Source organism: Burkholderia sp. 22PA0099, from assembly GCF_047497165.1.
Lineage (GTDB): Bacteria > Pseudomonadota > Gammaproteobacteria > Burkholderiales > Burkholderiaceae > Burkholderia.
On the sequence record NZ_CP163165.1, the window covers coordinates 1,737,962 to 1,763,667 of the forward strand.

Annotated in this window: 23 protein-coding genes and 8 tRNA genes; 18 read left to right on the top strand and 13 right to left on the bottom strand. The window is 67.0% G+C overall.

Translation table 11 applies throughout. The annotated features are described in order from the left end of the window. Window positions 1-98: 98 nt before the first annotated feature. The 9 genes from AB4851_RS23315 to AB4851_RS23355 all read left to right on the top strand — a co-directional run bounded on the left by AB4851_RS23315 (window position 99) and on the right by AB4851_RS23355 (window position 1,925). Window positions 99-174 (top strand) — tRNA-Ala (locus AB4851_RS23315). Between the two features lie 157 nt (window positions 175-331). Further along, window positions 332-407: transfer RNA gene (locus AB4851_RS23320), tRNA-Glu, on the top strand. 78 nt (window positions 408-485) lie between these two features. Beyond that, window positions 486-562, top strand: a tRNA-Asp gene (locus AB4851_RS23325). A 78-nt stretch (window positions 563-640) separates the two neighbouring features. Then, window positions 641-716 (top strand) — tRNA-Glu (locus tag AB4851_RS23330). A 78-nt stretch (window positions 717-794) separates the two neighbouring features. Continuing rightward, window positions 795-871, top strand: a tRNA-Asp gene (locus AB4851_RS23335). 78 nt (window positions 872-949) lie between these two features. Further along, a tRNA-Ala gene (locus tag AB4851_RS23340) sits at window positions 950-1,025 on the top strand. 27 nt (window positions 1,026-1,052) lie between these two features. Beyond that, window positions 1,053-1,128: transfer RNA gene (locus AB4851_RS23345), tRNA-Glu, on the top strand. Window positions 1,129-1,207: 79 nt separating this feature from the next. Further along, window positions 1,208-1,284: transfer RNA gene (locus tag AB4851_RS23350), tRNA-Asp, on the top strand. 173 nt (window positions 1,285-1,457) lie between these two features. Then, entirely contained in the window at window positions 1,458-1,925 is a 468-nt protein-coding gene (locus AB4851_RS23355) for a GNAT family N-acetyltransferase (RefSeq protein ID WP_414451648.1), read from the top strand. Window positions 1,926-1,965: 40 nt separating this feature from the next. On the opposite strand, the gene AB4851_RS23360 is transcribed toward AB4851_RS23355, so the two are convergent. Continuing rightward, the gene (locus AB4851_RS23360) at window positions 1,966-2,823 is read right to left on the bottom strand and encodes an AraC family transcriptional regulator (RefSeq protein ID WP_414451649.1); all 858 of its coding nucleotides are present in this window, start codon (window positions 2,821-2,823) and stop codon (window positions 1,966-1,968) included. Between the two features lie 67 nt (window positions 2,824-2,890). Continuing rightward, on the bottom strand, window positions 2,891-3,607 hold the full coding sequence (locus tag AB4851_RS23365; protein WP_414451650.1) for a haloacid dehalogenase type II: 717 nt from the start codon (window positions 3,605-3,607) through the stop codon (window positions 2,891-2,893). A gap of 161 nt (window positions 3,608-3,768) precedes the next feature. On the opposite strand from AB4851_RS23365, the gene AB4851_RS23370 reads away from it, so the two are divergent. Further along, entirely contained in the window at window positions 3,769-4,671 is a 903-nt protein-coding gene (locus AB4851_RS23370; protein WP_414442218.1) for a LysR family transcriptional regulator, read from the top strand. A gap of 429 nt (window positions 4,672-5,100) precedes the next feature. Here AB4851_RS23370 and aceA read toward each other — a convergent pair whose 3' ends face one another. From aceA to AB4851_RS23385, 3 genes are all read right to left on the bottom strand, one after another. Next, window positions 5,101-6,408, bottom strand: a complete 1,308-nt coding sequence (gene aceA / locus AB4851_RS23375; protein ID WP_414442217.1) for an isocitrate lyase — start codon at window positions 6,406-6,408, stop codon at window positions 5,101-5,103. A gap of 409 nt (window positions 6,409-6,817) precedes the next feature. Then, complete coding sequence (locus AB4851_RS23380; RefSeq protein WP_414451651.1) at window positions 6,818-8,440, bottom strand: DEAD/DEAH box helicase; 1,623 nt, start codon at window positions 8,438-8,440, stop codon at window positions 6,818-6,820. Window positions 8,441-8,909: 469 nt separating this feature from the next. Further along, complete coding sequence (locus tag AB4851_RS23385) at window positions 8,910-9,179, bottom strand: acyl-CoA-binding protein (RefSeq protein WP_414442215.1); 270 nt, start codon at window positions 9,177-9,179, stop codon at window positions 8,910-8,912. A gap of 143 nt (window positions 9,180-9,322) precedes the next feature. Here AB4851_RS23385 and tsaB point away from each other — a divergent pair, with 143 nt between their 5' ends. The 4 genes from tsaB to AB4851_RS23405 are packed head-to-tail and all read left to right on the top strand — an operon-like array spanning window position 9,323 to window position 12,630. Beyond that, window positions 9,323-10,099 (top strand): tRNA (adenosine(37)-N6)-threonylcarbamoyltransferase complex dimerization subunit type 1 TsaB, encoded by a 777-nt coding sequence (gene tsaB / locus AB4851_RS23390; RefSeq protein WP_414451652.1) that lies wholly within the window; start codon window positions 9,323-9,325, stop codon window positions 10,097-10,099. Continuing rightward, window positions 10,096-10,593, top strand: coding sequence for a ribosomal protein S18-alanine N-acetyltransferase (gene rimI, locus AB4851_RS23395; protein WP_414442213.1), 498 nt, complete (start codon window positions 10,096-10,098; stop codon window positions 10,591-10,593). Before tsaB ends, rimI begins: the two co-directional genes overlap by 4 nt. Beyond that, on the top strand, window positions 10,580-11,662 hold the full coding sequence (locus tag AB4851_RS23400; protein ID WP_414451653.1) for a uracil-DNA glycosylase family protein: 1,083 nt from the start codon (window positions 10,580-10,582) through the stop codon (window positions 11,660-11,662). Before rimI ends, AB4851_RS23400 begins: the two co-directional genes overlap by 14 nt. Then, window positions 11,659-12,630, top strand: coding sequence for a DUF1853 family protein (locus AB4851_RS23405; RefSeq protein WP_414451654.1), 972 nt, complete (start codon window positions 11,659-11,661; stop codon window positions 12,628-12,630). Before AB4851_RS23400 ends, AB4851_RS23405 begins: the two co-directional genes overlap by 4 nt. Before the next feature lie 40 nt (window positions 12,631-12,670). On the opposite strand, the gene thiD is transcribed toward AB4851_RS23405, so the two are convergent. Together thiD and lplT are read right to left on the bottom strand one after the other, a co-directional pair. Further along, a complete protein-coding gene (thiD, locus tag AB4851_RS23410; protein WP_414451655.1) occupies window positions 12,671-13,483 on the bottom strand; it encodes a bifunctional hydroxymethylpyrimidine kinase/phosphomethylpyrimidine kinase in 813 nt (270 codons plus the stop codon). An 88-nt stretch (window positions 13,484-13,571) separates the two neighbouring features. After that, window positions 13,572-14,879, bottom strand: a complete 1,308-nt coding sequence (lplT, locus tag AB4851_RS23415) for a lysophospholipid transporter LplT (protein ID WP_414442209.1) — start codon at window positions 14,877-14,879, stop codon at window positions 13,572-13,574. A 211-nt stretch (window positions 14,880-15,090) separates the two neighbouring features. Here lplT and alr point away from each other — a divergent pair, with 211 nt between their 5' ends. The 3 genes from alr to AB4851_RS23430 all read left to right on the top strand — a co-directional run bounded on the left by alr (window position 15,091) and on the right by AB4851_RS23430 (window position 17,943). After that, on the top strand, window positions 15,091-16,161 hold the full coding sequence (alr, locus tag AB4851_RS23420; protein WP_414442208.1) for an alanine racemase: 1,071 nt from the start codon (window positions 15,091-15,093) through the stop codon (window positions 16,159-16,161). A 10-nt stretch (window positions 16,162-16,171) separates the two neighbouring features. Continuing rightward, window positions 16,172-17,548: a DNA repair protein RadA gene (radA, locus tag AB4851_RS23425; RefSeq protein WP_414442207.1), complete on the top strand. Its 1,377-nt coding sequence runs from the start codon at window positions 16,172-16,174 to the stop codon at window positions 17,546-17,548. A 116-nt stretch (window positions 17,549-17,664) separates the two neighbouring features. Beyond that, window positions 17,665-17,943, top strand: a complete 279-nt coding sequence (locus AB4851_RS23430) for a DUF2866 domain-containing protein (protein ID WP_414442206.1) — start codon at window positions 17,665-17,667, stop codon at window positions 17,941-17,943. A gap of 58 nt (window positions 17,944-18,001) precedes the next feature. On the opposite strand, the gene AB4851_RS23435 is transcribed toward AB4851_RS23430, so the two are convergent. Continuing rightward, window positions 18,002-19,936 carry an ATP-binding cassette domain-containing protein gene (locus AB4851_RS23435; protein ID WP_414442205.1) on the bottom strand — a complete coding sequence of 645 codons (1,935 nt, stop codon included), beginning with the start codon at window positions 19,934-19,936 and terminating at the stop codon, window positions 18,002-18,004. 161 nt (window positions 19,937-20,097) lie between these two features. On the opposite strand from AB4851_RS23435, the gene AB4851_RS23440 reads away from it, so the two are divergent. Next, on the top strand, window positions 20,098-20,583 hold the full coding sequence (locus AB4851_RS23440; RefSeq protein WP_414451656.1) for a glutathione peroxidase: 486 nt from the start codon (window positions 20,098-20,100) through the stop codon (window positions 20,581-20,583). A gap of 42 nt (window positions 20,584-20,625) precedes the next feature. Here the strand turns inward: AB4851_RS23440 and cls are convergent, their stop codons facing one another. The 5 genes from cls to dapD all read right to left on the bottom strand — a co-directional run bounded on the left by cls (window position 20,626) and on the right by dapD (window position 25,685). Further along, complete coding sequence (gene cls, locus AB4851_RS23445) at window positions 20,626-22,065, bottom strand: cardiolipin synthase (protein WP_414451657.1); 1,440 nt, start codon at window positions 22,063-22,065, stop codon at window positions 20,626-20,628. A 232-nt stretch (window positions 22,066-22,297) separates the two neighbouring features. Continuing rightward, entirely contained in the window at window positions 22,298-23,227 is a 930-nt protein-coding gene (gene prmB / locus AB4851_RS23450; RefSeq protein WP_414442202.1) for a 50S ribosomal protein L3 N(5)-glutamine methyltransferase, read from the bottom strand. Between the two features lie 16 nt (window positions 23,228-23,243). Beyond that, a complete protein-coding gene (dapE, locus tag AB4851_RS23455; protein WP_414442201.1) occupies window positions 23,244-24,383 on the bottom strand; it encodes a succinyl-diaminopimelate desuccinylase in 1,140 nt (379 codons plus the stop codon). A 118-nt stretch (window positions 24,384-24,501) separates the two neighbouring features. Then, the gene (locus AB4851_RS23460) at window positions 24,502-24,858 is read right to left on the bottom strand and encodes an arsenate reductase (RefSeq protein WP_414451658.1); all 357 of its coding nucleotides are present in this window, start codon (window positions 24,856-24,858) and stop codon (window positions 24,502-24,504) included. Continuing rightward, complete coding sequence (gene dapD, locus AB4851_RS23465) at window positions 24,858-25,685, bottom strand: 2,3,4,5-tetrahydropyridine-2,6-dicarboxylate N-succinyltransferase (protein WP_206128836.1); 828 nt, start codon at window positions 25,683-25,685, stop codon at window positions 24,858-24,860. Before dapD ends, AB4851_RS23460 begins: the two co-directional genes overlap by 1 nt. Window positions 25,686-25,706 lie beyond the last annotated feature (21 nt).

A 25,706-nucleotide genomic window follows, 5' to 3' on the forward strand; every position in this document is an offset into this window, starting at 1 on the left:
TTTCCGGGCTGAACGCGGGGTGGAAATTTTGTGATTCCGATAAAAAGGGTATTTACAAACCCCAAGTCGCTCTCTATAATCTCGTTTCTGTTCTGCAAGGGGGTATAGCTCAGCTGGGAGAGCGCTTGCATGGCATGCAAGAGGTCAGCGGTTCGATCCCGCTTACCTCCACCAACAGAACAGTGTTTATGCAGTATCTTGGTTAAAGCGCTTGTCGTGAACGGGTTGAAAAAAATCCTTCACAAAACGCTGAAAATCAGTAAGAATCTCGGTCTTTGCTGAATGCGCAAAACAGCAAAAACCAGCAGCAAGACAAATCTGCAAAGATTTTGTCCCCTTCGTCTAGAGGCCTAGGACATCACCCTTTCACGGTGAGTACAGGGGTTCGAATCCCCTAGGGGACGCCAGTCAAAGCGTCGTGCCCGGTTGGCGCGATGTTGATGGGCCGGCAGCAGAATGCGCCGGCCAGTCGGGAAGCATAGTGTGGAGCGGTAGTTCAGTTGGTTAGAATACCGGCCTGTCACGCCGGGGGTCGCGGGTTCGAGTCCCGTCCGCTCCGCCACCAACACGCAAAGCCCGTTCGGCTGTTTCGATGAACGGGCTTTATCGTTAAAGGTGCAAGCAGTTGAAGCAGTACGCAGTCCCCTTCGTCTAGAGGCCTAGGACATCACCCTTTCACGGTGAGTACAGGGGTTCGAATCCCCTAGGGGACGCCAAATACAGGCGTCGTTCGGATTGATTCGATCGATGTGCCGGCAGGAGCGACCAACGCCTGCTGGTGGTAGTGAAAAGCTGGAGCGGTAGTTCAGTTGGTTAGAATACCGGCCTGTCACGCCGGGGGTCGCGGGTTCGAGTCCCGTCCGCTCCGCCAGATACGTCAAGCCCGTTCGGCTGTTCGTTGAACGGGCTTTGTTGTAAATGAGCAGGTAGTAGTGTTGTCGCGGTGCAGGGGGGTATAGCTCAGCTGGGAGAGCGCTTGCATGGCATGCAAGAGGTCAGCGGTTCGATCCCGCTTACCTCCACCAACAACGCGGCAATAAAAGCAGTACGCAGTCCCCTTCGTCTAGAGGCCTAGGACATCACCCTTTCACGGTGAGTACAGGGGTTCGAATCCCCTAGGGGACGCCAAATACAGGCGTCGTTCGAGATTGATTCGATCGATGTGCCGGCAGGAGCGACCAACGCCTGCTGGTGGTAGTGAAAAGCTGGAGCGGTAGTTCAGTTGGTTAGAATACCGGCCTGTCACGCCGGGGGTCGCGGGTTCGAGTCCCGTCCGCTCCGCCAGAATGCAAAGCCCGTTCAGGATGTCCTGAACGGGCTTTTTGCTTTGGTGCACTGTTGGGGCAAGCCGGCTCTGTCGCCGAATTTCGCGCGCCGCTGCAAATCGGGGCAATCCGGCATTGCATCGGCGGCGCGCTAGGTTATCGTGGCGGGGATCCGGGATATTTCACGATGCCATGTTCGATCCCATCGACGTCAGACTGCTGTTTCAGCTTCGCCCGGCCGAGCCGGCGGATTTCGAATTCGCCGAAATGCTCACGCACGCCAACATGGGCGATTACTATCGCCGCCACGGTTTGCAGTGGCGCGCCGATCTGTTCTATCTGAGCTGGTGCGAATCGGAGAACTTCATTCTGGAGCGCGACGGCGCACGCGTCGGCATGATGCGGCTGACCGAAGAGGGCGATTCGCTGCATATCCGCGACGTGCAGATCAGCGCAGGGCATCGCGGCTTCGGCGCGGGCAGCTATCTGCTCGACACGGCGCATCGCTGGGCGCAGGCGCGCGGGCTGCGCGAAACGCAATTGCGCGTGTTCGTGGACAACCCGGCCGCCAAACTCTATCTGCGCATGGGCTATCGGCTCGCGGGGCCACGGCTCGCGCAACTCGGTTCGATTCGCCACATGGTGCGGCGCGTGCATTGAGCGCGCGGCGAGGGCCACCCCAATGCCGTCGTGAGCGCGCTCAGGCCGTATCGTCGCGTGCAGCCAGTTCGGCCAGCGCAGCGGGATCTTCAGGATCGGGCGGCGGCGCGCCCGCGTCGCCGAGCATGAACGCACGCGGGCTTTTCCCGAAGGCCCGCCGGAACATCGCCGAGAACGCGCTCTGGCTTTGATAGCCCAGCTCCTGCGCGACGTGCGACATCGGCCGCCCCTGGTTCAGCAGCGGGATCGCCCGTGCGAGCAGCGCCTGCTGCTGCCATTGCGTGAAACTCACCCCCAACTCCTGACGGAACAGCCGCGCGATGGTGCGCGTGCTCGCGCCCACGTGGGCGGCCCAGTAGTCGAGCGATTCGGCCTGCGCCGGATGCGCGAGCACGGCCTCGCATAGCGCGCGCAGCCGTTTTTCGGTCGGCATCGGCACGGCAAGCGGCAACGGCTCGCTGCGTGTCAGTTCGTCGAGGATCAGCGCGGTCAGCATCCGTTCACGCGCCTGCTGCAGGTCGCGCGCATCGAGCGCGACGATCAACTCGCGCAGCAGCCCCGACACTTCCACCACGCGGCAATCGGCGAGGCCGTCGGGAATCGCGGATTCGTCGATATAGAGCGTGCGCAGGAACGCGTCCTCGACCACCACGATCTCGTGCGCGACGTGCGGCGGCGTCCAGATTGCGCGCGACGGCGGGACCATCCAGGTGGTGCCGGCCGTCGTCACGCGCAGCACGCCGCGCGGTGCGTAGGCGAGCTGCGCCCAGGCGTGCGTGTGCTGCGGGATGCGCGTGGCGGCCGGCATCGGCCGGGGCCGCACGCGCAACGGGTGCTCGGGCGTGGGCGCGAATTCGGGCGGGATGTCGATCGTGATCGAGGCGTCGGACGGGTTCATCGAATGCGGTCGGGCAACGAAGGCGGACCGCTATTGTAAGAGCGCCGCCATCCGATGCGCGTGGCCTTCAGGCGGCGAGGCCGGTCACGAAGGCGAGCAGGTCGTCCATGCCGGCGCCGGTGGCGGCCGGCGCGATGCCGAGTTCCTCGCCCGGCGCGCCGCTGCGATTGAGCCAGAACGTGGTGTAGCCGAACCAGCCCGCACCGGCGGCATCCCAGCCGTTCGACGAGACGAACGCGATCTCGTGCGGCTCGGCGTCGAATGCGCGGGTGCCGAGCCGGTAGGCGGCCTCGGCCGGCTTGTAGGCGCGTACGGCTTCCACCGACAGCACGCGATCGAACAGGCCCGCCATGCCGGCGCTTTTCACGGCGATGTCGAGCATGCGGGTGTCGCCGTTCGACAGGATCGCCAGCCGGGGGGCGCCGGGCAGCGCGCGCAGGCGGCGCAGCACGGGCACCGTGTCGGGATAGGTGGACAGGCAGGCGTATTCGTCCATCAGGCGCTTCTCGGCCGACGCGCCGAGCGCGAGGCCCAGCGAGCGCGCGGCATGGCGCAACGCATCGAGCGTGATGTCCCAGAACGGGCGGTAGCGCGCGCCGTCCGGCGCCGACAGCGTGCGCAACTGCGTGTACTCGATCTGCTTGCGCCGCCAGAGTTGCGAGAGCGCCTCGCCGCGCCCCGGGAACAATTGCTCGGCCGCCGCCACCACGGCGTGCACGTCGAACAGCGTGCCGTAGGCGTCGAACAGGATGGCTTTGGGGAAGGGGGCCGCGATGGGCGACATGGCCGTGCGCTCCGGTGAGAGGTCGGAAGCCGATTCTATTCGTGATGCGAGCGGCTCAAAAGGCGGCTAACGATCACTTGATCTTTTACTTTTACCAACCTAGTCTGGCGGTCATCGCGGGCGCGACGTCCCGTGTTTCCTTTCCGCTTTCGCCTTTCCTCATGGACCGTTTCAAGCAGATCGAGACTTTCATCTCCGTTGCCGCGAAGGGCAGCCTGTCGGCCGCCGCGAACGCCGAGGGGGTCGCGCCGGCCATCATCGGCCGTCGGCTCGATGCGCTGGAGGAGCGGTTGGGCGTCAAGCTGCTGGTGCGCACGACGCGCAAGCTCACGCTGACGTTCGAGGGCTCGGCCTTTCTGGAGGATTGCCAGCGCATCGTGCACGACATGCAGAACGCGGAGGCCAGCGTGTCGGCCGGCGGCGTGAAGGCGAGCGGCCATCTGCGCGTGTCGGGGCCGGCCGGTTTCGGGCGCCGGCACGTTGCGCCGCTGATCCCGGCGTTCACGGGCGCGCACCCTGACGTGACGATCACGCTCGATCTGTCGGATCGGGTGGTCGATCTCGTCAACGAGGGCTTCGATTGCGCGGTGCGGCTCGGCGAGCTGCCCGATTCGTCGCTGGTGTCGCTGAAGCTCGGGGAAAACCGGCGCGTGTGCGTGGCCTCGCCCGGCTACCTGGCGCGGGCCGGCACGCCGGCCACGCTTGACGATCTGGCGCGTCATCACTGCCTGGCGTTGGCCGCCAATGCCAACCAGCAGCGCGGCTGGGTGTTCCAGCAGGACGAGCGGACCGTGTCGATCCGCGTGAACGGCACGATGGAATGCTCGGACGGCGCGGTGCTGCACGAATGGTGTCTGGCCGGGCAGGGGCTGGCGTGGCGCTCGTGGTGGGAGGTCGGCGCGGATATCGCGGCGGGCCGGCTGGTCAGCGTGCTCGACGCATTCGCCGCGCCGCCGATCGGCATCCACGCGGTGTTTCCGCAGCGCCGCCATTTGCCGCTGCGCGTGCGCCTGTTTCTCGATTTCCTCAAGCACACCTACGAACGGCCCGGATACTGGGGCTGACCGGCGAAGGCCGTGCGCTCGGCGTTTCCGATGTTGGAACGAATCCGTTGCCGTGGCGGCAGCGCCGGCCGGTCGACCTGCCATCGAGTGGGGGACGCCTGCCGATCGCCAGCGAGACGCCGCGCGTGCTCACGCATTCGAAGATGCCGGCGGTTGCATACCGATGAAGCGATGACCGCGCTGCAGATCACCACGGCGGTTGCGGCAAGCGTGGTCGCATGGCGGCGGTGTAAACGGAAAAACCGCGCGCCGAAGCCGGCGCGCGGGTCGTAACGACCTTGAAACTGGATTGGCCCGTGTCGGGCGTCTCCGCTGCCGGACGCGTGCATCGCGCGCCCGGCTTGTCCTGGCTTGTTGTTATCGCTCCCTGAAGCGGCGCATCGGGGAAGCGCCTGACCCGTGCCAGCGGGTTCCTTGCCGATCAGCCGTTCAGGCGACCTTCTTGCTGTCGAAGAACTGTTCGTCCTCGGTCGAGCCATGCAGCGCCGTGGTCGAAGCGTCGCGCTCGACCGTCTGCGTGACCGCGTCGAAGTAGCCGGTGCCCACTTCGCGTTGATGCTTGACCGCCGTGAAGCCCTTGTCGGCGGCCGCGAACTCGGCCTGCTGCAACTCGACGAACGCGCTCATCTGCGAACGGGCGTAGCCGTGCGCGAGGTTGAACATCGAGTAGTTCAGCGAGTGGAAGCCGGCCAGCGTGATGAATTGGAACTTGTAGCCCATCGCGCCGAGTTCCTTCTGGAACTTCGCGATCGTCGCGTCGTCGAGGTTCTTCTTCCAGTTGAACGACGGCGAGCAGTTGTACGACAGCATCTTGCCCGGGAACTGCTTGTGGATCGCCTCGGCGAACTTCTTCGCGTACTCGAGATCCGGCTTGCCGGTTTCACACCACACCAGGTCGGCGTATGGCGCATAGGCGAGGCCGCGCGAGATGGCCTGCTCGATGCCCGGCTTGGTGCGGTAGAAGCCTTCGACGGTGCGCTCGCCGGTCAGGAACGGCTTGTCGTTGTCGTCGACGTCGGACGTGATCAGGTCGGCCGCTTCGGCGTCGGTGCGGGCGATCAGCACGGTCGGCGTGCCCATCACGTCGGCGGCGAGGCGCGCGGCGGTCAGCTTCGCGACGTTCTCGCGGGTCGGCACCAGCACCTTGCCGCCCATGTGGCCGCACTTCTTGACCGAGGCCAGTTGATCCTCGAAGTGCACGCCCGAGGCGCCCGATTCGATCATCGCCTTCATCAGCTCGAACGCGTTGAGCACGCCGCCGAAGCCGGCTTCGGCATCGGCCACGATCGGTGCGAAGTAGTCGACATAGCCTTCGTCGCCCGGGTTCTTGCCTTCCGACCACTGGATCTGGTCGGCGCGCGTCAGCGTGTTGTTGATGCGCTTGACCACCAGCGGCACCGAGTTGGCCGGATACAGCGACTGATCCGGGTACATCTCGCCGGCCACGTTCGCGTCGCCCGCCACTTGCCAACCCGACAGATAGATCGCCTTGAGGCCGGCCTTCACCTGCTGCATGGCCTGGTTGCCGGTCAGCGCGCCGAGCGCGTTGACGAACGGCTCGTCGTTGACGAGGCTCCAGAGCTTTTCGGCGCCGCGCTTGGCCAGCGTGTGCTCGACTTCGATCGAACCGCGCAGGCGGATCACGTCTTCAGCCGTATAGGCGCGCTTGATGCCCTTCCAGCGCGGATCGGTTTCCCACTTCTGTTGCAGTTCCTTCGCCTGTTGTTGACGCGACATGATCGACTCCTTGAATGAGTGTGAATCGGGATGAGTATCGAATCCGGGGTCACGTCGGCGGGCGGGGTGGAGAACCGGGCGCCGCGTTTCGTGAACTCTTGTAGAAGAGTCTAGGGAAGCGGCGGGCGTGGTGATAGCGGCTTGGATGCGTCTCTCTAAATTATTTAATCGTTATGAATCAATTGCTTGTGTGATTCGTTTCACAATGGGGAATGCGGTTTCCCATCTCGCAATCGCGTCCTTGTGCCACGCAACATGATTTTTTACGAGGCAAAAAAATTTTTCGCATCGTGAAATTTCAGGCGCAGGCGAAAAAAAACCGGTGCCGAAGCACCGGTTGTTCATGCGCGAGCCACGAGACGGGCGAGGCGAGGGCCGTTCAGGGCCGCTCGTTCACCCGTGCATTCGCTCAGGCCGTGCCGCGACGCGGGCCGCGCGGGCCGTCGCTGCGACGGTTGCCGCCACCGTAACCGCCTTCGCGATTGCCGCCGCCGAAGCCGCCTTCACGGTTGCCGCCGGCCGACTTGCCGCTCCAGCCGCCGCCATTGCCGCCACCGTTGCCGCTGCCATAGCTGCGACCGCCTTCGCGGTTGCCGCCACCGTAGCCGCCTTCACGGCTGCCGGCCGGCTTGCCGGCGCCGCTGCCGAAGCGGCGGCCACCATTGCCGTTGCCCGGACGGCCACGGCCGCCGCTCGGCGCGCCATTGCGCGGGGGGGCCTTGCGCGGCTCGAAGCCTTCGACGACGTTGACCGGCAGCGGCGAACGCACGAAGCGCTCGATGCGCTTGAGCGCGCCTTGCTCGGCGTGGTGCACCAGGCTCACCGCGGTGCCGGTGCGGCCGGCACGGCCGGTGCGACCGATACGGTGAACGTAGTCTTCGGCGAACTTCGGTAGGTCGTAGTTGAACACGTGCGTGATGCCCGGGATGTCGATCCCGCGCGCGGCCACGTCGGTGGCGACCAGCACGCGCACACGGCGCTCGCGCAGTGCGCGGATCGTGCGGTTGCGTGCGCCTTGCGGCAGGTCGCCGTGCAGGGCGGCCGATTCGAAACCGGCGTCGGCCAGACGGCCGGCCAGGTTGTCGGCGTCGATCTTGGTGGCCGTGAAGATGATCGCCTGGTCGAGCGACTCGTGGCGCAGCAGGTGATCGAGCAGACGGTCCTTGTGATCGCGGTCGTCGACGTAGTGGACGGTCTGGGCGATGTTGGTGCGCGCTTCGAGCTTCTGGACGATTTCGATGCGTTCCGGATCCTTCAGCAGGCGGCCCGTCAGCGAACCGATCTTGCCGTCGAGCGTGGCCGAGAACAGCATCGTTTGACGCGAGGCCGGCGTGGCCGCGACGATCGTTTCGATGTCGTCGATGAAGCCCATGTCGAGCATGCGGTCGGCTTCGTCGAGCACCAGGATCTTCAGATCCGACAGATCGATACGGCCGCGCTCGAGGTGGTCGAGCAGACGGCCCGGCGTCGCAACGAGGATTTCCGGGTTCTTGGCGAGCAGCATCAGCTGCTGGCCGTAGGCCACGCCGCCGAGAATGCTGACGGTGCGCAGGCGGCGCAGGTGCTTGCCGTAGTTCGCGGCGGCCGTGGTGACCTGCATCGCGAGTTCACGGGTGGGCGTGAGGACCAGCAGTTGCGGCTTTGCGACCGGCTGCGGGCGACGCTGGCGACGGTCGGCCGATTGCGGCTCACGCGGCTGTTGCGCCTGCGTCTTCTGCACTTGGGCGAAGCGCTCGATGGCGGGCAGCATGAACGCGGCGGTCTTGCCCGAACCGGTCGGGCTGGACACCAGCAAGTCGCGGCCAGCGATGCCGGCGGGGATCGCACGCTCCTGAACCGGCGTCGGCTTCACATAGCCGGCGGCCTGCAGTGCGGAAACGATCTCCGGCGACAGCCCGAGCGATTCGAAGGTCGGGCCGTCGATCACCGGTTGCGCGGCTGCCTCGACGGGCGCCGGCGCGTCGGGGGTCGTCACGCCGAGTGCTTCGTCTGCAATCGCGGTGAGGGGGCTTTGGGGTTGGCTCGAAGTCATATCAATCCTTGAAACACGGTAGGTTAAACGTCGGCGCCAATCGTGCATGCCCAAGTCGACAAGTGCATCGAGCAAATCGGGAACGTGACGGACGTCCGCGTTCGGAGAACGCAGACTCACTCACGGGGGCGTCAAGAAGCTGTTTCGGGTGCGGCACACGGCGGAGCCCGGAAACCGGACATCGCCGAACACGCCGCCAGCCTGATACTTTGATGGCCGCAGGGGCCCAGAGAGGCAGGAGGGGACAGGTTCTAAACTGGATTGGAGCGAAACGTACGAGGCATCAGGCGGTGGGAGCACATGGCCGGCCAGTGCGTGATGCGGAGGCGAGTATAGCCGGATTTGCTGCGGCGCGCCACTGCTGGATGGCGTTTTTGTGAAATGCCGGCGCGTTGCACGCCGGTTCGACACGATTGCTTACGTTTGACGCCACTTATGTCGCACATCAGCGGCGTCGCACCGCGGCGGCCTACGAGGCGGTGCCGTTCTTCAGGTCTTCGACGAGCTGCACGTACTGCTGCTGGGCCTGCTCCTGCGCGGTGCCCTTGAGCGCGGCCCAGGCGTCGTACTTGTATTTGCCGACGATATCGGTGAAGCCCGGCTTGTCGCCGTGCACGTCGCCTTCGCTGCCTTGCTTGTAGAGCGCGTAGAGGCGCAGCAGCGTCATGTTGCCGGGGCGCTCGGTCAGTTGCTGGACGTCGTCCTGGGCTTGCTTGAACTGGGCGGTGATGTCGCTCATGCGGTGTCTCCGTGGGTTTTCAGGTCGGCAGATGGTAGCAAGCGGCGCCGCGCGGCGGGTCGAGCGTTCCTTCCAAACCGGTGCGAGGCGCGTGTGCGGCCGGCTGTCCGGAAACGCCCGAACCGGCGGGGCGCCGCATTACAATGTCGGCCATGACGCAAACAGTGCTCCTCGCCATCGATACCTCGACCGAATTCTGCTCGGTCGCCCTGATCGCCGCGCCCGCCGACGCGAGCGCCTCTTCTGCCCCCCGCATCTGGTTCCGCCACGACGAAACGGGCGCCGTCTCCAGCACGCGCGTGCTGCCGGCCGTGCGCGAATTGCTCGACGAGGCCGGCTTCACGCTGGCCGATTGCGCCGCGATCGCATTCGGCGCCGGGCCGGGTTCGTTCACGGGCCTGCGCACCGCTACCGGCGTGGCGCAGGGGCTCGCGTTCGGCCGCGATCTGCCGGTGGTGCCGGTCGGCACGCTGCTGGCCTGCGCCGAACACGCGCGGCTCAACGCGCTTGCTGCCGGCCAAGCGCCCCCCGTGCGCGTGCTGGCCGCGCTCGACGCGCGCATGGACGAAGCCTACTGGGCCGACTACGCCTGGGACGATGCCGCCGGCGACTGGCGCACGCTGCAGCCGGCCTCGCTCGACGCGCCCGATGCGCTCGTCATGCCCGACGCGCCGTTCACGCTGGTCGGCAACGCCGCCGCGGCGTTCGGCGAGCGGCTGCCGGCCGCCGCGCGCGCGGCGCGGGTGGATGGCGCGGCGTTGCCGCACGCGGTGCCGGTCGCGCAGGTCGCGCTGCGCGCGTTCCGCGCCGGCCGCGCGGTGCCGGCCGATCAGGCCGCGCCCGAGTACGTGCGCAACAAGGTCGCCCAAACCACGGCCGAACGGCTCGCCGCGCGCGCGGCGCAGGAGGCGAAGCGATGAGCGGCGTGCTGATGACCGATCGTTATCTCGCGCCGATGACCGATGCCGATCTCGACGAGGTGGTCGTGATCGAGCAGGCGGCCTACGAATTCCCGTGGTCGCGCGGCAATTTCGAGGATTCGCTGCGCAACGGCTATTTCGGCGTCTGCATGCGGCACGTGACCGGCACGCTGATCGGCTATTGCGTGCTGATGCCGGTGGTCGACGAGATGCATCTGCTCAATCTGTGCGTGGCGCCCGCCGCGCAGCATGGCGGCTGCGGGCTGGCGCTGCTGCGCGACGCGGTGCGGATCGCGCGCGCCGAGCGGCTCGACAGCGTGCTGCTCGAAGTGCGACCCAGCAACCCGCGAGCGATCCGGCTCTACGAACGCTTCGGCTTCGAGACGATCGGCCGCCGCAAGAACTATTACCCGGCCCGGCACCGCACGCGCGAGGATGCGATCGTGATGCGGCTGTCATTTGGCTCGCAAGGAGGCGCGCATGACCTGGCTTGATTCGGCGCTCGACGAAATGGGCCTCGGGCCGCGCTGGGTGCGTCGCGTGGAAGGGGCGGAAAACGGCGGCGACACGGCGGTTGCCGCGGATGCGGCGGTGGTTGCCGACGCGCGCACCGCCGCAGTGCAGCCAGCCTCGCGCGAAGCCACGCCACGCCGGGAGCCGCTGCCGGCCGCGCGCGATGGCGATGTCCCGCAGGGCGACAGGGCGCAAGCGCCGCAGGATCGCGCACCGCTGCCCGCCACGTCGCGCCGCGATGCCGAACCTGCACCGCGCCAGGCCGAACCGGAACCACGCCAGGCCGAACCGGAACCACGCCGCGCCCAGCCTGCCATGCCCGAAGCAGGGGCCGAGCCCGCACCCGACGATTCCGCCTGGTTCGATCTCGCCCCCGCTACCGATCTGCCGCCGCATGGCTTCGAACCGGCCGAGCCAGTCCGTCCGTCCGCCGCGCGTGCATCGGTCGCCGATCTCGGCTGGGACGAACTCGAATCGCGCGTATCGGCCTGCGAGAGCTGCCGTCTCTGCGAGAAGCGCACGCAGACGGTGTTCGGCGTGGGCGATCGCGAGGCCGACTGGATGCTGATCGGCGAAGCGCCCGGCGAGAACGAGGACAAGCAGGGCGAGCCGTTCGTCGGCCAGGCCGGCAAGCTGCTCGACAGCATGCTGCACGCGGTGTCGCTCAAGCGTGGCGAGAACGTCTATATCGCCAACGTGATCAAGTGCCGGCCGCCCGGCAACCGCAATCCCGAGCCGGACGAAGTGGCGCGCTGCGAGCCGTATCTGCAACGGCAGGTGGCGCTGGTCAAGCCGAAGCTGATCGTCGCGCTGGGCCGCTTCGCCGCGCAAACCCTGTTGAAATCCGACGCCAGCATCGCCTCGATGCGCGGGCGCGTGCATCAGTACGAAGGCGTGCCGGTGATCGTGTCCTACCATCCGGCCTACCTGCTGCGCAGCCTGCCGGACAAGGCCAAATCCTGGGCCGACTTGTGCCTCGCGCGCGATACCTATCGCGACGCGGGCCAGGCCGGCAGCGCCGCGCAAGACGGCCAGCCGGGCGACGCATGACGGAGGCCGCGCGGTCCGCACCGTGGGTGGGGCTGCGCGATGTGGCGGTGCGCGATCTCGCGTGGCTGCTGGCCAGTGCCGACCTGCTGGCGGACTCGGCCGCCGCGCCGCTGGCCCGGCCGTGGCAGGGCGATGCCGAGGCCGCGCGCGTGCTGGCGTGGCTTGCCGCGCTCGATGCCGAGCCGGCGCCGCTGCGGCAGGCCGTCGAAGCCGCGCAGCCGACCCGCCTCGGCCGTTACGCCGAAACGCTGCTGGCGTTCTTTGCCGCGCATGGCCCCGCCTGGACGCTGGTGGCCGCGAACCTGCCGGTGCGCGTCAGCGGCCGCACGCTCGGCGAATGCGATTTCCTGCTGGTCGCGCCCGACGGCGAACGGCTGCATTGGGAGCTGGCGGTGAAGTGCTATCTGTGTGCCGCCACGGTGGGCGAGGCCGCGTTGCGCGACTATGTCGGCCCGAATCTGGCGGACCGTTTCGATCTCAAGTTCCGGCGTCTCGTCGAGCATCAATTGCCGCTCAGCGCGCGCGAGGAGTTCGCGTTCGCGGGGCAGCCCGGGCCGTGGGCGGCGCGCATGTTCGTCAAGGGCTGGCTGTTTTATCGCGATGACGGCGTCGCGCTCGACGGCAGCGCACCGGCGTCGCCGGCCGAACTCGACGCGGCGCACCCGCGCGGCTTCTGGGCCACGCGCGGCGATTGGCCGGCGCTGGCGGCGCGCGAACCGGCGGCGACGCGCTGGGTGGTGTTGCCGCGTCTCGCGTGGCTCGCGCCACGGCGCCTCGAAGCCGGCGATCCGCTGGCGCCGGTCGAGGCGTTGGCGCTGTTCGACGCCGTGGCGGCGCGCGCCGCGCCGTCGCTCGTTGCGGCGCTGGTGCCGGGCGAACGCGGTGTCTGGCACGAGACGCGTCGCGGCTTCATCGTCGACGACGACTGGCCGCAACGCGCCGGCGCATTCGCGCAGGTCGCGCGCTGAGGTTCCGGCCGGGCGCCCGCTCGCTCACCGGCTTACCCGCTTACCACCAACGATGGAAATGATGAACCGGCCCGACGCCGTGGCCCACGCTCAGTTGCGTGCTCGCGGCGATCGCGCCGGCCAGATAGTGCTTGGCGTCGACCACCGCGCCGGTCAGATCGTCGCGTTGCGGGCGCAGCGCCGCGATCGCGGCCGACAGCGTGCAGCCGGTGCCGTGCGTATGCGCGACCGGAATCCGCGCGCCGTCGATGCGTTGCTCGTCGCCGGCGCGAATCAGCCAGTCGGGGCTGCGGGCCGCGTCGGGCAGGTGGCCGCCCTTCATCAGCACGGCCTTCGCGCCGCGTGCGACGAGCGCGCGGCCTTGCTCGATCATCTGTGCTTCGTCGATGGCTTCCGCGCAGCCGAGCAGCGCGGCGGCTTCGGGCAGGTTCGGCGTGGCCAGGTCGGCGAGCGGCAGCAGCGTGTCGCGCAGCGCGGCCACGGCTTCGGGCGCGAGCAGCGCATGGCGGCTCTTCGAGATCATCACGGTATCGAGCACGACGAACGGCGGCGCATGGCGTTGCAACGCCTGGGCCACCGCGCGGACGATATCGGCATTGGCCAGCATGCCGATCTTGACGGTGTCGATGCGGATGTCGTCGAACACGGCGTCGAGCTGGGCCGTCACGAAACCGGCGTCGGGCGCATGCACGGCGGTGACGCCGCGCGTGTTCTGCGCGGTCAGCGCGGTGATGACGCTCGCGCCGTAGGCGCCGAGTGCGGAAAAGGCCTTGAGATCGGCCTGGATGCCTGCCCCGCCGCCGGAATCGGAGCCGGCGATGGTCAGGGCGTTCGGGATGGGCGAGCGGGTCATCGCTGGGGTGCCGGCCGGGCAGGCCGGCTGCAGGAAGCAGGATCGGACGGCGCGGCGAGCGGTGCCGCGCCGGGTGAACAGCGGTGGCTCAGTGGCGTGGTTCGCCGATCAGCGCGACCGAATCGAATTGCCGCTGATTGGCGATATGGCGACGCATCACGAGCCACATGGTCAGGCACACGAAGGTGCCGAACAGCACGATCACGACGCCCACCGGCACATCGAGCCAGACCAGCATTGCATAGAGGCACAGCATCACGAGCACCGACAGGTTCTCGTTGAAGTTCTGCACCGCGATCGAATGGCCGGCCGACAGCAACACGTGGCCGCGATGCTGCAGCAGCGCGTTCATCGGCACCACGAAGAAGCCGGACAACGCGCCCACTATCATCAGGAACAGGTAGGCGATCATCAGATAGCCGGGAATCCGGATGCTGCCGAAATGCAGCACCCAGTGATGCGGCAGCAGATCGCGCGTGTAGAACGCCATCATCATGACGGCCAGGCCCATCACGATGCCGACCGGCAGCACCTTCAGCGATTTCTTGAGCGGGATCTTGCTGGCGGCCGCCATGGCGCCGCCGGCCACGCCGAGCGCCACCACGGCCTGCAGGATCGCGCCTTCGGACAGCGACATGCCGAGCGACACCTCGGCCCACTTCAGCACGATGAATTGCAGCGTGGCGCCGGCGCCCCAGAACAGGGTGGTGACGGCCAGCGAGATCTGGCCCAGCTTGTCGTGCCAGAGCACGTTGAAGCATTCGGCGAAATCGGTCACCAGGCGGATCACGCTTTGCTGCTGCTTCGGGTAGCGCGCGCCGGTATCGGGAATGCGCAGATTGAACAGCGCGGCCACCACGTAGATCGCCATGATCACGAGCATCGCGGCTTCGGCCGGCGTATTGACCGCGGCCGGCGTGTAGGCGATCACGTGCGCGGCGATATGCGGGTTGATCAGCGCACCGCCGAGCACCGTGCCGAGAATGATCGAACCGACCGTGGTGCCCTCGATCCAGCCATTGGCCGCAACCAGCCGGTCAGGCGGCAGCAGTTCGGTCAGGATGCCGTATTTGGCGGGCGAATAGGCGGCCGCGCCGAAGCCGACGATGCCATAGGCGATCAACGGATGTGCGCCGACCAGCATGATCAGGCAACCGACCACCTTGATCGAATTCGTGATGAACATCACGCGGCCCTTCGGCCGTGAGTCGGCGAACGCGCCGACGAAGGCGGCCAGAACCACGTACGACAGGACGAAAAACAGCTTGAGCAGCGGAATCATCCAGTTCGGCGCATGCAGATCTTTCAGCAGGGCGATGGCGGCGATGAGAAGCGCACTGTCGGCCAGCGACGAGAAAAACTGCGCGGCCATGATGGAGTAAAAACCTTTTTTCATCTGAAGCGATGCTTTCCTCGCTGCGGCTCGGCCGCAGGGGCCGTGCATTCGGACTATCCCGTGCAAAATAGGTTGTGCGCACGGCTTTATATCACGAAAATACGTCAAATCCGACTAGCAAGAATCCCCGATCGCTCCGGGTTCGTCACGGCACGGCACCCACAAGGTGCGGTAAGCTGCTGATTCGCCTGCGTGTTTATGAAATTTCCCTATGCCGCGCCCGATTTCCGCCACGATTCACACTGCTGCACTCGTTAACAATCTCGCGGCAGCTCGCCGCTTCGCCCCTCGCTCGAAGGTGTGGGCCGTCGTCAAGGCCAATGCCTACGGGCATGGGCTCGCGCGAGCGTTCCCGGGCCTGCGCGGCACCGACGGGTTCGGCCTGCTCGACCTCGAAGAGGCGGTGCGGCTGCGCGAACTGGGCTGGGCGGGGCCGGTCCTGCTGCTCGAGGGCTTCTTCCGCTCCACCGACGTGGACGTGATCGACCGTTACAGCCTGACCACCACGGTCCATAACGACGATCAACTGCGGATGCTCGAAACGGCGCGGCTGTCCAAGCCCGTCAATATCCAGTTGAAGATGAACAGCGGCATGAACCGGCTCGGCTACGGCGCGGAGAAATACCGTGCCGCCTGGGAGCGGGCGCGCACCTGCCCCGGCATCGGCCAGATCACCCTGATGACCCATTTCGCGGACGCCGACGGCGAGCGCGGCGTGGCCGACCAGATGGCCGCCTTCTCGCGCGGCGCGGAAGGCATCGCCGGGGCACGCAGCCTGGCCAATTCGGCCGCCGTGATGTGGCATCCCGACACGCATTTCGACTGGGTCCGGCCCGGCATCCTGCTCTATGGCGCCTCGCCCTCGGGCCGCGCGGCCGATATCGCCGGCGCGGGCCTGCAACCGGCCATGACGCTCACCTCGCAACTGATCGCGGTGCAGAACATCGCGAAGGGGCAGGCAGTGGGCTACGGCGGCGCGTTCGTCGCGCCCGCGCCGATGCGGATCGGCGTGGTGGCCTGCGGCTATGCGGACGGCTATCCGCGCATCGCGCCCGAAGGCACGCCGATCGTGGTGGACGGCGTGCGCACCCGGATCGTCGGCCGCGTCTCGATGGACATGATCACGGTTGATCTGACACCGGTGCCCGGCGCCGGCATCGGTGCGCGCGTCGAGCTGTGGGGCGAGGCGCTGCCGATCGACGACGTCGCCGCGCACTGTTCCACGGTCGGCTACGAGCTGATGTGCGCCGTCGCACCGCGCGTGCCCGTGCGTGCGGAATAAGGGCGCATCCGTGGCGAAACAGAAAACCGTCTATACCTGTACCGAATGCGGCGGACAGTCGCCGAAGTGGGCCGGCCAGTGCCCGTCCTGCCATGCCTGGAACACGCTGGTCGAATCGGCGTCCGAGGCGCCTTCCACGCACCGTTTTCAGGCGCTCGCCAAGAGCGCGCCGGTGCAGCGGCTGGCCGACATCGACGCAGCCGACGTGCCGCGTTTCTCGACCGGCATCGGCGAGTTCGATCGCGTGCTGGGCGGCGGCCTGGTGGCCGGCGGCGTGGTGCTGATCGGCGGCGACCCGGGCATCGGCAAATCCACGCTGCTGCTGCAATCGCTGGCGCAACTGGCCAGCCAGCGCCGCGCGCTCTATATCAGCGGCGAGGAATCGGCGGCCCAGATCGCGCTGCGCGCGCAGCGGCTGGCGCTGCTCGATCACGGCGGCGATGCGGCCGACCTCAAGCTGCTTGCCGAAATCCAGCTCGAAAAGATCCAGGCGACGATCGCCGCCGAGCGGCCCGACGTGGCCGTGATCGATTCGATCCAGACCGTCTATTCGGAAGCGCTGACCTCCGCGCCCGGCTCGGTCGCGCAGGTGCGCGAATGCGCGGCGCAGCTCACGCGCATCGCCAAGCAATCGGGCACCGCGATCATCATGGTCGGCCACGTCACGAAGGAAGGGGCGCTGGCCGGGCCGCGCGTGCTCGAACACATCGTCGACACCGTGCTGTATTTCGAGGGCGACACCCATTCGTCCTACCGGCTGGTGCGCGCGATCAAGAATCGCTTCGGCGCGGTCAACGAACTGGGCGTGTTCGCGATGACCGAGCGCGGCCTGCGCGGCGTGTCGAATCCGTCGGCGCTGTTCCTGTCGCAGCATGAAGAGGTGGTGCCCGGCTCCTGCGTGATGGTGACGCAGGAAGGTTCGAGGCCGCTGCTGGTCGAGGTGCAGGCGCTGGTCGACACGGCCAACGTGCCGAACCCGCGCCGGCTCGCGGTCGGCCTCGAACAGAACCGGCTCGCCATGCTGCTCGCCGTGCTGCACCGTCATGCGGGCATCGCCTGCTTCGATCAGGACGTGTTCCTGAACGCTGTTGGGGGCGTCAAGATTACCGAGCCGGCGGCCGACCTCGCGGTGCTGCTGGCGATCCACTCGTCGATGCGTAACAAAGCGTTGCCGAAGGGGCTGGTCGTGTTCGGGGAAGTGGGCCTGGCCGGCGAGATCCGGCCGTCGCCGCGCGGTCAGGACCGGCTGCGCGAGGCCGCCAAGCTGGGCTTCACCACCGCCCTGATTCCCAAGGCCAATGCGCCCAAGCAGCCGATCGAGGGGCTCACCGTGATTGCGGTCGAGCGCATCGAGCAGGCCATCGATCGCGTGCGCGGCCTCGAATGAGGGCCATCGCAGCCCTGCTGCACGCGTAACTCCATGTAACGTTTCCGGGCCGGGCTGTAACTCGTCTCGCGGTGGTTTTCCCCTATGCTTGGCCGCAATGCGTCCCGCAGGTGTGAATGGAAGATCCCGCCTTGAAACAGCTCCAGCAAATCATCGATCAGCGCCTCTACAATCTGCGTGGCTGCCGTGTTTCGGAGCCAATCCGGCCGCCGTTCGGCGGTGGCTGCCGGATCATCGAGTGGGTCGATGACGAGGGGCGGATCGCGCGGCGCGTGGTGGCCGAGCATGTGACCGAAGCCGAAGTGGTGGAGACCATCCGCCGCCCGCTCGACGGGCGCCGCTACCTGATGCACGACGACGAGCAGATGCCGCGCGAGACCTTGCCGCGTCGTTGAACGGCGCGCGGGCCGATACCGCCGGCTTGCCGCGGCTGACGCGCCTGGCCTTGGTGCGTCAGCCGATCTGTTCGAGCTGCTCCTGCAGATCGAGCCAGTCGATTTCCAGCGCTTCGAGCTTGGCGTTGACATCGCCGAGCTTGCGGATCGTTTCGGTCAGCTCGGCTTTCTTCTCGGCGGCATAGCTGCCCGCATCGGCCACGAAGGCATCGAGCTGCGCCTTGTCGGCATTGAGCTTTTCCATCTCCTTCTCGATTTTCGCGACCTTCGTCTGCAGCGGTTTCTTGACCTGCGACAGGCGTTGCCGCGCTTCCGCTTCCTGACGTTTCTGATCCTTGCGGTTCGCCGCACCGGCGCCGCTGTCGGCTGCCGCGGCGGCATCGCCGCGCGCCGCCGCGCGCTGGTCGGCCGCGTGTTGCAGCAGCCAGTCGCGGTAGTCGTCGAGATCGCCGTCGAACGGCTGGATACGGTGCTTGGCAACCAGCATGAACTGGTCGGTGGTGGCACGCAGCAAGTGACGATCGTGCGAGACGAGGATCAGCGTGCCATCGAACTGGGCGAGCGCCAGCGTGAGTGCGTCGCGCGTTTCGAGGTCGAGGTGGTTGGTCGGTTCGTCGAGCAGCAGCAGGTTCGGCTTGCGCCAGATGATCAGCGCCAGCGCGAGCCGAGCCTTCTCGCCGCCCGAGAACGGCGCGATGGGCGACGACGCCATGTCGCCCGAGAAATTGAAGCCGCCCAGGAAGTCGCGCAGTTCCTGCTCGCGGGTGTCCGGCGCGATGCGCGCCAGATGCGCGAGCGGCGAATCGTCGGGACGCAGCGTTTCGAGCTGATGCTGGGCGAAATAACCGATTGTCAGGCCCTTGCCGCCGCGCACGTCGCCGGCAAGCGGTTCGAGCGTGCCGGCCAGGGTCTTGATCAGCGTGGATTTGCCCTGGCCGTTGGCGCCGAGCAGGCCGATGCGCTGGCCGTTCTGGATCGACAGTGCGACGCGCTCGACGATCGGCAGCGCCGTGCCGTCGTTGCCGTGATAGCCGCACACCACGTCTTCCATGATCAGCATCGGGTTCGGTGCGGAATCGGGCGTGCGGAATTCGAAGCTGAACGCCGACCCGGCCTGCGTGGGCGCGAGCCGCTCCATCTTCTCCAGCGCCTTGACACGGCTTTGCGCCTGTTTGGCCTTCGAGGCCTTGGCCTTGAAGCGATCGATGAAGCTTTGCAGGTGCTCGATGGTTTTCTGCTGCTTGTCGTAGGCGCTCTGTTGCAGCGCCATGTGCTGCGCGCGCAGCACTTCGAACTGCGAGTAGTTGCCGCCGTAGCGCTTCACCTGGCGCGCTTCGAGATGCAGCGTGACGTTGCAGATCGCATCGAGGAATTCGCGATCGTGGGAGATTACGACGAGCGTGCCCGCGTAGCGGTGCAGCCAATCTTCCAGCCAGACGATTGCGTCGAGATCCAGGTGGTTGGTCGGTTCGTCGAGCAGCAGCAGGTCGGAGCGGCACATCAGCGCCTGCGCGAGATTCAGGCGCATGCGCCAGCCGCCCGAGAAATTCGCCACGCTTTCACGCGTTTGCGCGAGCGTGAAACCGAGCCCGAGCAGCAACGCCTCGGCGCGCGCCGGCGCGGTGTAGCCATCGGCATCGGCGAACGCCACGTGCGCCTCGGCTTCGGCCGAGCCGTCGTGCGCGGCGGCGGCCGCCGCGATGCGAGCCTCGATGCGGCGCAGCATGGCGTCGCCGTCGAGCGTGTAATCGAGTGCGGTGCGATCGACGGCCGGCGTTTCTTGCGAGACGTGGGCGATCTGCCAAGACGGCGGCATCGAGAAATCGCCCCCGTCGGCGTGCAATTCGCCGCGCAGCACCGAAAACAGCGTGGATTTGCCCGCGCCGTTCGCACCGACGAGGCCGGCCTTTTCGCCGGGGTTGAGCGCGAAGGTGGTGCCCTCGAACAGCGGCTTGGTGCCGCGCGCAAGACTGAACTGGTTGAAACGAATCACGACGGGAAGGGCAAGGGAAAACCGCTATTCTAGACCGGCAGCCCGGCGCGGGGCACTGTCCGTTCGGACGACTCACGCGCGGCGGCGGTTTCGCATAGACTGCCGCGGTGGCTTGCAGCACGCCAGAACCCACCCACCAAACCTGTGCCCGGGAGAATCCGATGCCGACCGATACCGTTTATTCATTTACCGCGAAGGCGCTCGACGGCCGCGACGTGTCGCTCGGCGATTACCGCGACAAGGTGCTGCTGATCGTCAATACCGCGAGCGAATGCGGATTCACGCCGCAGTACGCCGGTTTGCAGGAGCTGTATACGCGTTACGGCAGCCGCGGCCTGGCCGTGCTCGGTTTTCCGTGCAACCAGTTCGGCAAGCAGGAGCCGGGCGACGCCGCGCAGATCGGCGCGTTCTGCGAGCAGCGTTTCGGCGTGAGCTTTCCGCTGTTCGAGAAGGTCGATGTCAAGGGCGACCAGGCACATCCGCTGTTTCGCTGGCTGACCGAGGAGGCACCGGGCGTGCTGGGCCTGAAGGCGATCAAGTGGAATTTCACGAAATTCCTGATCGGTCGCGACGGCAAGGTGATCAAGCGCTATGCACCCACCACCAAGCCGGCGGATGTGGCGGCCGACATCGAGGCGCTGCTCTGAGCCACTGCGCGGCGCATCGCCGCCGAACGGCGGCGTCGGCGTTCAGAGGATGGGCGCGAACAGCCGGGCGACGTGCATCACCACGCGCCGCCAGGCGCCGGTGCGATCGAGTTCGCCGAGGTCGACTTCGTCGGCCAGCGCGAAATCCTGTTCGAGCATGGCGTCCACGTCGGCCGCAAAGCCGGCGTCCACCGTCAGCACCATGATCTCGAAGTTCAGCCGGAACGAGCGGTTGTCGAGATTCGCGCTGCCGATCGCGGCGGCCGCGTCGTCGATCAGCACCACCTTCTGGTGCAGGAAACCGGGCCGGTAGCGGAAGATCCGCACACCGGCATCCACCAGATCGCGCGCATACAGTTTCGAGGCCTCGAACACCACGTAGTGGTCGCGCCGGCTCGGAATCAGAATCCGCACGTCCACGCCGCGCATCACGGCCAGCTTCAGGGCGGAGATCACGGCCTCGTCGGGCACCAGGTAGGGCGTGGTGATCCACACGCGCTCGTGCGCCGCGTGGATCGCCTCGACGAAGAACAGCGAACCGGTTTCCTGCTTGTCGGCCGGCCCCATCGGCACGACCAGGCAATGCATGTCCTCGTCGCCCACGGGCGGTTGCGCGGGAGCGCCAACCGGCAGCGACTGCGTGGCCCAGTGCCAGTCCTCGGCGAACACGTACTGCACGTTCGCCACCACCGGCCCGCGCAGCTCGATGTGCGTGTCGCGCCACGGCGAGAGCTTCATGTTGCCGCCGAGGTACTCCACGCCCACGTTGTGGCCGCCCACGAATGCGCGTTCGCCGTCCACCACCACGATCTTGCGGTGGTTGCGGAAGTTGAGCTGGAAACGATTCACGAAGCGCTTGTTGGTGGCGAACGTGTGGACTTCCACGCCGCCCGCGCGCAAGGCGTTCACGTAGCGGTGCGGCAGGTCGAAGCTGCCGATGCTGTCGTACAGCAGGTAGCAGCGCACGCCGCGCGCGGCGCAGGCCAGCAGCGCATCGCGCAGCATCGCGCCGAGCGCATCGTCGCGCACGATGAAGAACTGCACGATCACGTAGTGGCGGGCGCCCTCGATCGCCGACAGGATCGCCGCAAAAGTGGCCTCGCCGTTGACCAGCAGCCGGACGGCATTGCCGCCCACGAACGGCATCCCGCCGAGTTGCGTCAGCGCACGCACGGGCGAGGCGCCGAGCATGTCGCTGGGCACGCCGAGCGAGCTGCCATGCGTGTCCCAACCGGCCGGGCGCGAGTGCGTGCGCAGCGCGGCCGTTTCGGTGCGGCGCGCGTCCACGTAGCCGGAGAACTTGCTGCGGCCGAGAAACAGGTAGGGGATCAGCGTGAGGTAGGGCATCGCGGTCAGCGACACCGCCCAGGCGATCGCGCCCTGCGAGGTGCGGGTATTGAGGATCGCGTGGCAGGCCGCGATCAGCCCGAGGAAATGGGCGAGTGCGACGAGAGTGCCGAGATGAAGCCAGTCGAGATGCATCGTTGCGTGAGTTCCGAGCGGTTCGTGACGGTTGCGGTGTCGGGCGGCCGGCGGCCCCGGCGGCGAAGCGCGCCGTGCCGCCCGCCTGCGGCATCTTAGCGAACCGGGCGGCCCGATGCAGAACCAGCGGCCGGAGCCGCCCGTGCGGTGGCGGATTCGGCCGGGTTCACAGCGAATTCACAGCGAATTCACGGCGGATTTTCGGCAGGTGCGCGGCCGATCCAGCGCACGCTCAGGCCGAATAGGGCAGATCGGCGGCGTGGATCAGGAACACGCTGTCGTCACCGGCGCTGGTCGGCAGCCAGATCAGGTCGAGCCCGCCGAACGCGGCTTCGACGTTGTGCCGCTCGTTGCCGATTTCGACGACGAGCACGCCGTCGTCCTTGAGCCATTTCTTCGCCTCGCGCAGCAGGCGGCGCACGATGTCCATGCCGTCCTCGCCGCCGGCCAGCGCCATTTCGGGCTCGTGGCGGTATTCCTCGGGCAGCGCGGCCATCGATTCGGCGTTCACATACGGCGGATTGCTGAGGATCACGTCGTAGCGCAGGTCCGGGTTGTCGAGCCGTTCGGTCGGCAGCGGCGCGTAAAGGTCGCCGTGATGCAGCGCGATACGGTGGTCGAGGCCGTATTCGGTCACGTTGATTTCGGCCACTTCCAGCGCTTCCTCGGACAGGTCCACCGCATCGATGTCGGCGTTCGGAAACGCTTCGGCGGCCAGGATCGCGAGGCAACCCGAGCCGGTGCACAGTTCGAGCACCGCGCCCACCTGTTCCGGGTCGGCCACGTACGGTTGCAGGCCGTCGTCGAGCAGTTCGCCGATGAACGAGCGCGGCACGATCACGCGTTCGTCGACATAGAAGCGGTGGCCGTGCATCCACGCTTCGTTGGTCAGGTAGGCGGCCGGCAGCCGTTCGGTGGCGCGGCGCTCGACGCGTTGCAGCACCGCATCGAGTTCGTCGGGCAGCAGGCGCGCGTCGAGGAACGGTTCGAGCGTGTCGAGCGGCAGGTGCAGCGCGTGCAGCACCAGGTAGACGGCCTCGTCGTAGGCATTGTCCGAGCCATGGCCGAACGACAGCTGTTCGGCCGAGAAGCGCGTCACCGCATAGCGCACCACATCGCGGATCGTCGTGAAGGTGGTGGCGGGCGTGGCAGAAGATGTCATGGCGGGTTCCGTTGCGTCAGGCGATCAGTTGTTCGAGCACACGGCGGTAAACGTTCTTCAGCGGGTCGATGAAGCGCAGCTCGATATGCTCGTCGATCTTGTGGATCGAACCGTTGGGGGGGCCGAATTCGATGACCTGCGGGCAGATGCGCGCGATGAAGCGGCCGTCCGAGGTGCCCCCGGTGGTCGACAGTTCGGTGGTGAGGCCGGTTTCGTCGCGAATGGCGTTCTCGAGCGCCGTCGACAGCTCGCCGCGCGGCGTCAGGAACGGGTGGCCGCTGATCGACCACTTCAGCTCGTAGTCGAAGCCGTGCTTGTCGAGCATCGCATGCACGCGCGACTGCAGGCCCTCGACCGTGCTGGCCGTCGAGAAGCGGAAGTTGAACAGCAGCGTGACGTGGCCCGGGATCACGTTGGTCGCGCCGGTGCCGCCGTGCAGGTTCGACACCTGCCAGGTGGTGGGCGGGAAGTATTCGTTGCCGTCGTCCCAGCGCTCGGCGGCCAGTTCCGCGAGTGCGGGCGCGAGCAGGTGGATCGGGTTCTTGGCGAGGTGCGGGTAGGCGATGTGGCCTTGCACGCCCTTGACCACGAGTTCGCCCGACATCGAGCCGCGCCGGCCGTTCTTGACCACGTCGCCGAGCGTGGCGGAGGAGGTCGGTTCGCCGACGATGCAGTAGTCGAGCCGCTCGCCGCGCGCGTTCAGCGCCTCGCACACCTTGACGGTGCCGTCGGTGGCCGGGCCTTCCTCGTCGCTCGTGATCAGCATCGCGATCGAGCCGCGATGGCCCGGGTGGGCGGCTACGAATTCCTCGCTCGCGACCACGAAGCCGGCCAGCGAGGTTTTCATGTCGGCCGCGCCGCGGCCGTACAGCTTGCCGTCGCGGTGGGCCGGGACGAACGGCGGCGAGGTCCACTGTTCGAGCGGGCCGGTGGGCACCACGTCGGTGTGGCCCGCGAACGCGAGCAGCTTGCCGTCGCGGCCGTCGGCGCCGCGCTTGACGGCCCACAGGTTCGTCACGCCGTTCGAGGCGATCGTTTCGCACGCGAAGCCGATCGCCGAGAGGCGCTCGATCATGATCTGCTGGCAGTGCTGATCGTCGGGCGTCACGGACGGGCGTGCGATCAGTTGTTCGGTAAGGGCAAGGGTGGCGGACATGGTTCGGACCACTTTCGATGAAAAATGCCGGCGCGACGGCCGGCAGGTCGGGGTGGCGCGCTTGCCCGGAGCTAACCCGGGCGGCGCGCCGTTCGCGCGAAGCGGCTCGCGCGCGGGGTCAGGCCGCGAACAGCGCCGCGTACTGGTCGGACACGAAGCCGACCGATTTGACGCGGCCGTCGACGACCAGCACCGGGCGCTTGATGACGGAGGGTTTTTCCAGCATCAGCGCGATCGCGCCGGCTTCGCTGTCGGCCGAGGCCTTGACGTCGTCGGGCAGCCCGCGCCAGGTGGTGCCGCGGCGGTTGACGAGGGTGTCCAGCGGCACGTCCTTCAACCAGCCCTTCACGATGGCGGCGGTGAGGCCGGCCTTCTTGAAATCGTGGAAGTCGAACGCCACACCGTGCTCGTCGAGCCACACGCGGGCCTTCTTCACCGTGTCGCAGTTCGGGATGCCATAGACGACGGTGGGCATCAGTCGCCTCGCAGCAGTTCGTTCAGGCCGACCTTGGCGCGCGTCTTGGCGTCGACCTTCTTGACGATCACGGCGCAGTACAGGCTGTGCGAGCCGTCCTTCGACGGCAGGTTGCCGGCCACCACCACTGAGCCGGCCGGGATGCGGCCGTAGCTGATTTCGCCGGTTTCGCGATCGTAGATCTTGGTGCTCTGGCCCAGGTACACGCCCATCGAGATCACCGAGTTTTCCTCGACGATCACGCCTTCGACCACTTCCGAGCGCGCGCCGATGAAACAGTTGTCTTCGATGATGACCGGGTTGGCCTGCAGCGGCTCCAGCACGCCGCCGATGCCCACGCCGCCCGACAGGTGGACGTTCTTGCCGATCTGCGCGCACGAACCGACCGTCGCCCAGGTGTCGACCATCGTGCCTTCGTCGACGTACGCGCCGATGTTGGTGTACGACGGCATCAGCACGACGTTCTTCGCGATGAACGAGCCGCGGCGCGCGACGGCCGGCGGCACGACGCGGAAGCCGCCGGCGGCGAAATCTTCGGCCGTGTAGTTCGCGAACTTCGACGGCACCTTGTCGTAGAACTGCGAGAAGCCGCCGGCCGGCATCGGCGCGTTGTCTTCCAGACGGAACGACAGCAGCACGGCCTTCTTCAGCCATTGATGGACGATCCAGTCGCCGTTCTGCTTTTCGGCGACGCGCAGGGCGCCCTTGTCGAGCTGCTCGATCGCGTGCGCGACGGCTTCGCGCACTTCGGCGGGGGCGGCCTTCGGCGACAGTTCGGCGCGGTTTTCCCACGCGGTATCGATGATTTGCTGAAGTTGTTGCGACATGTTGATTGCTTCGCTGGAAGT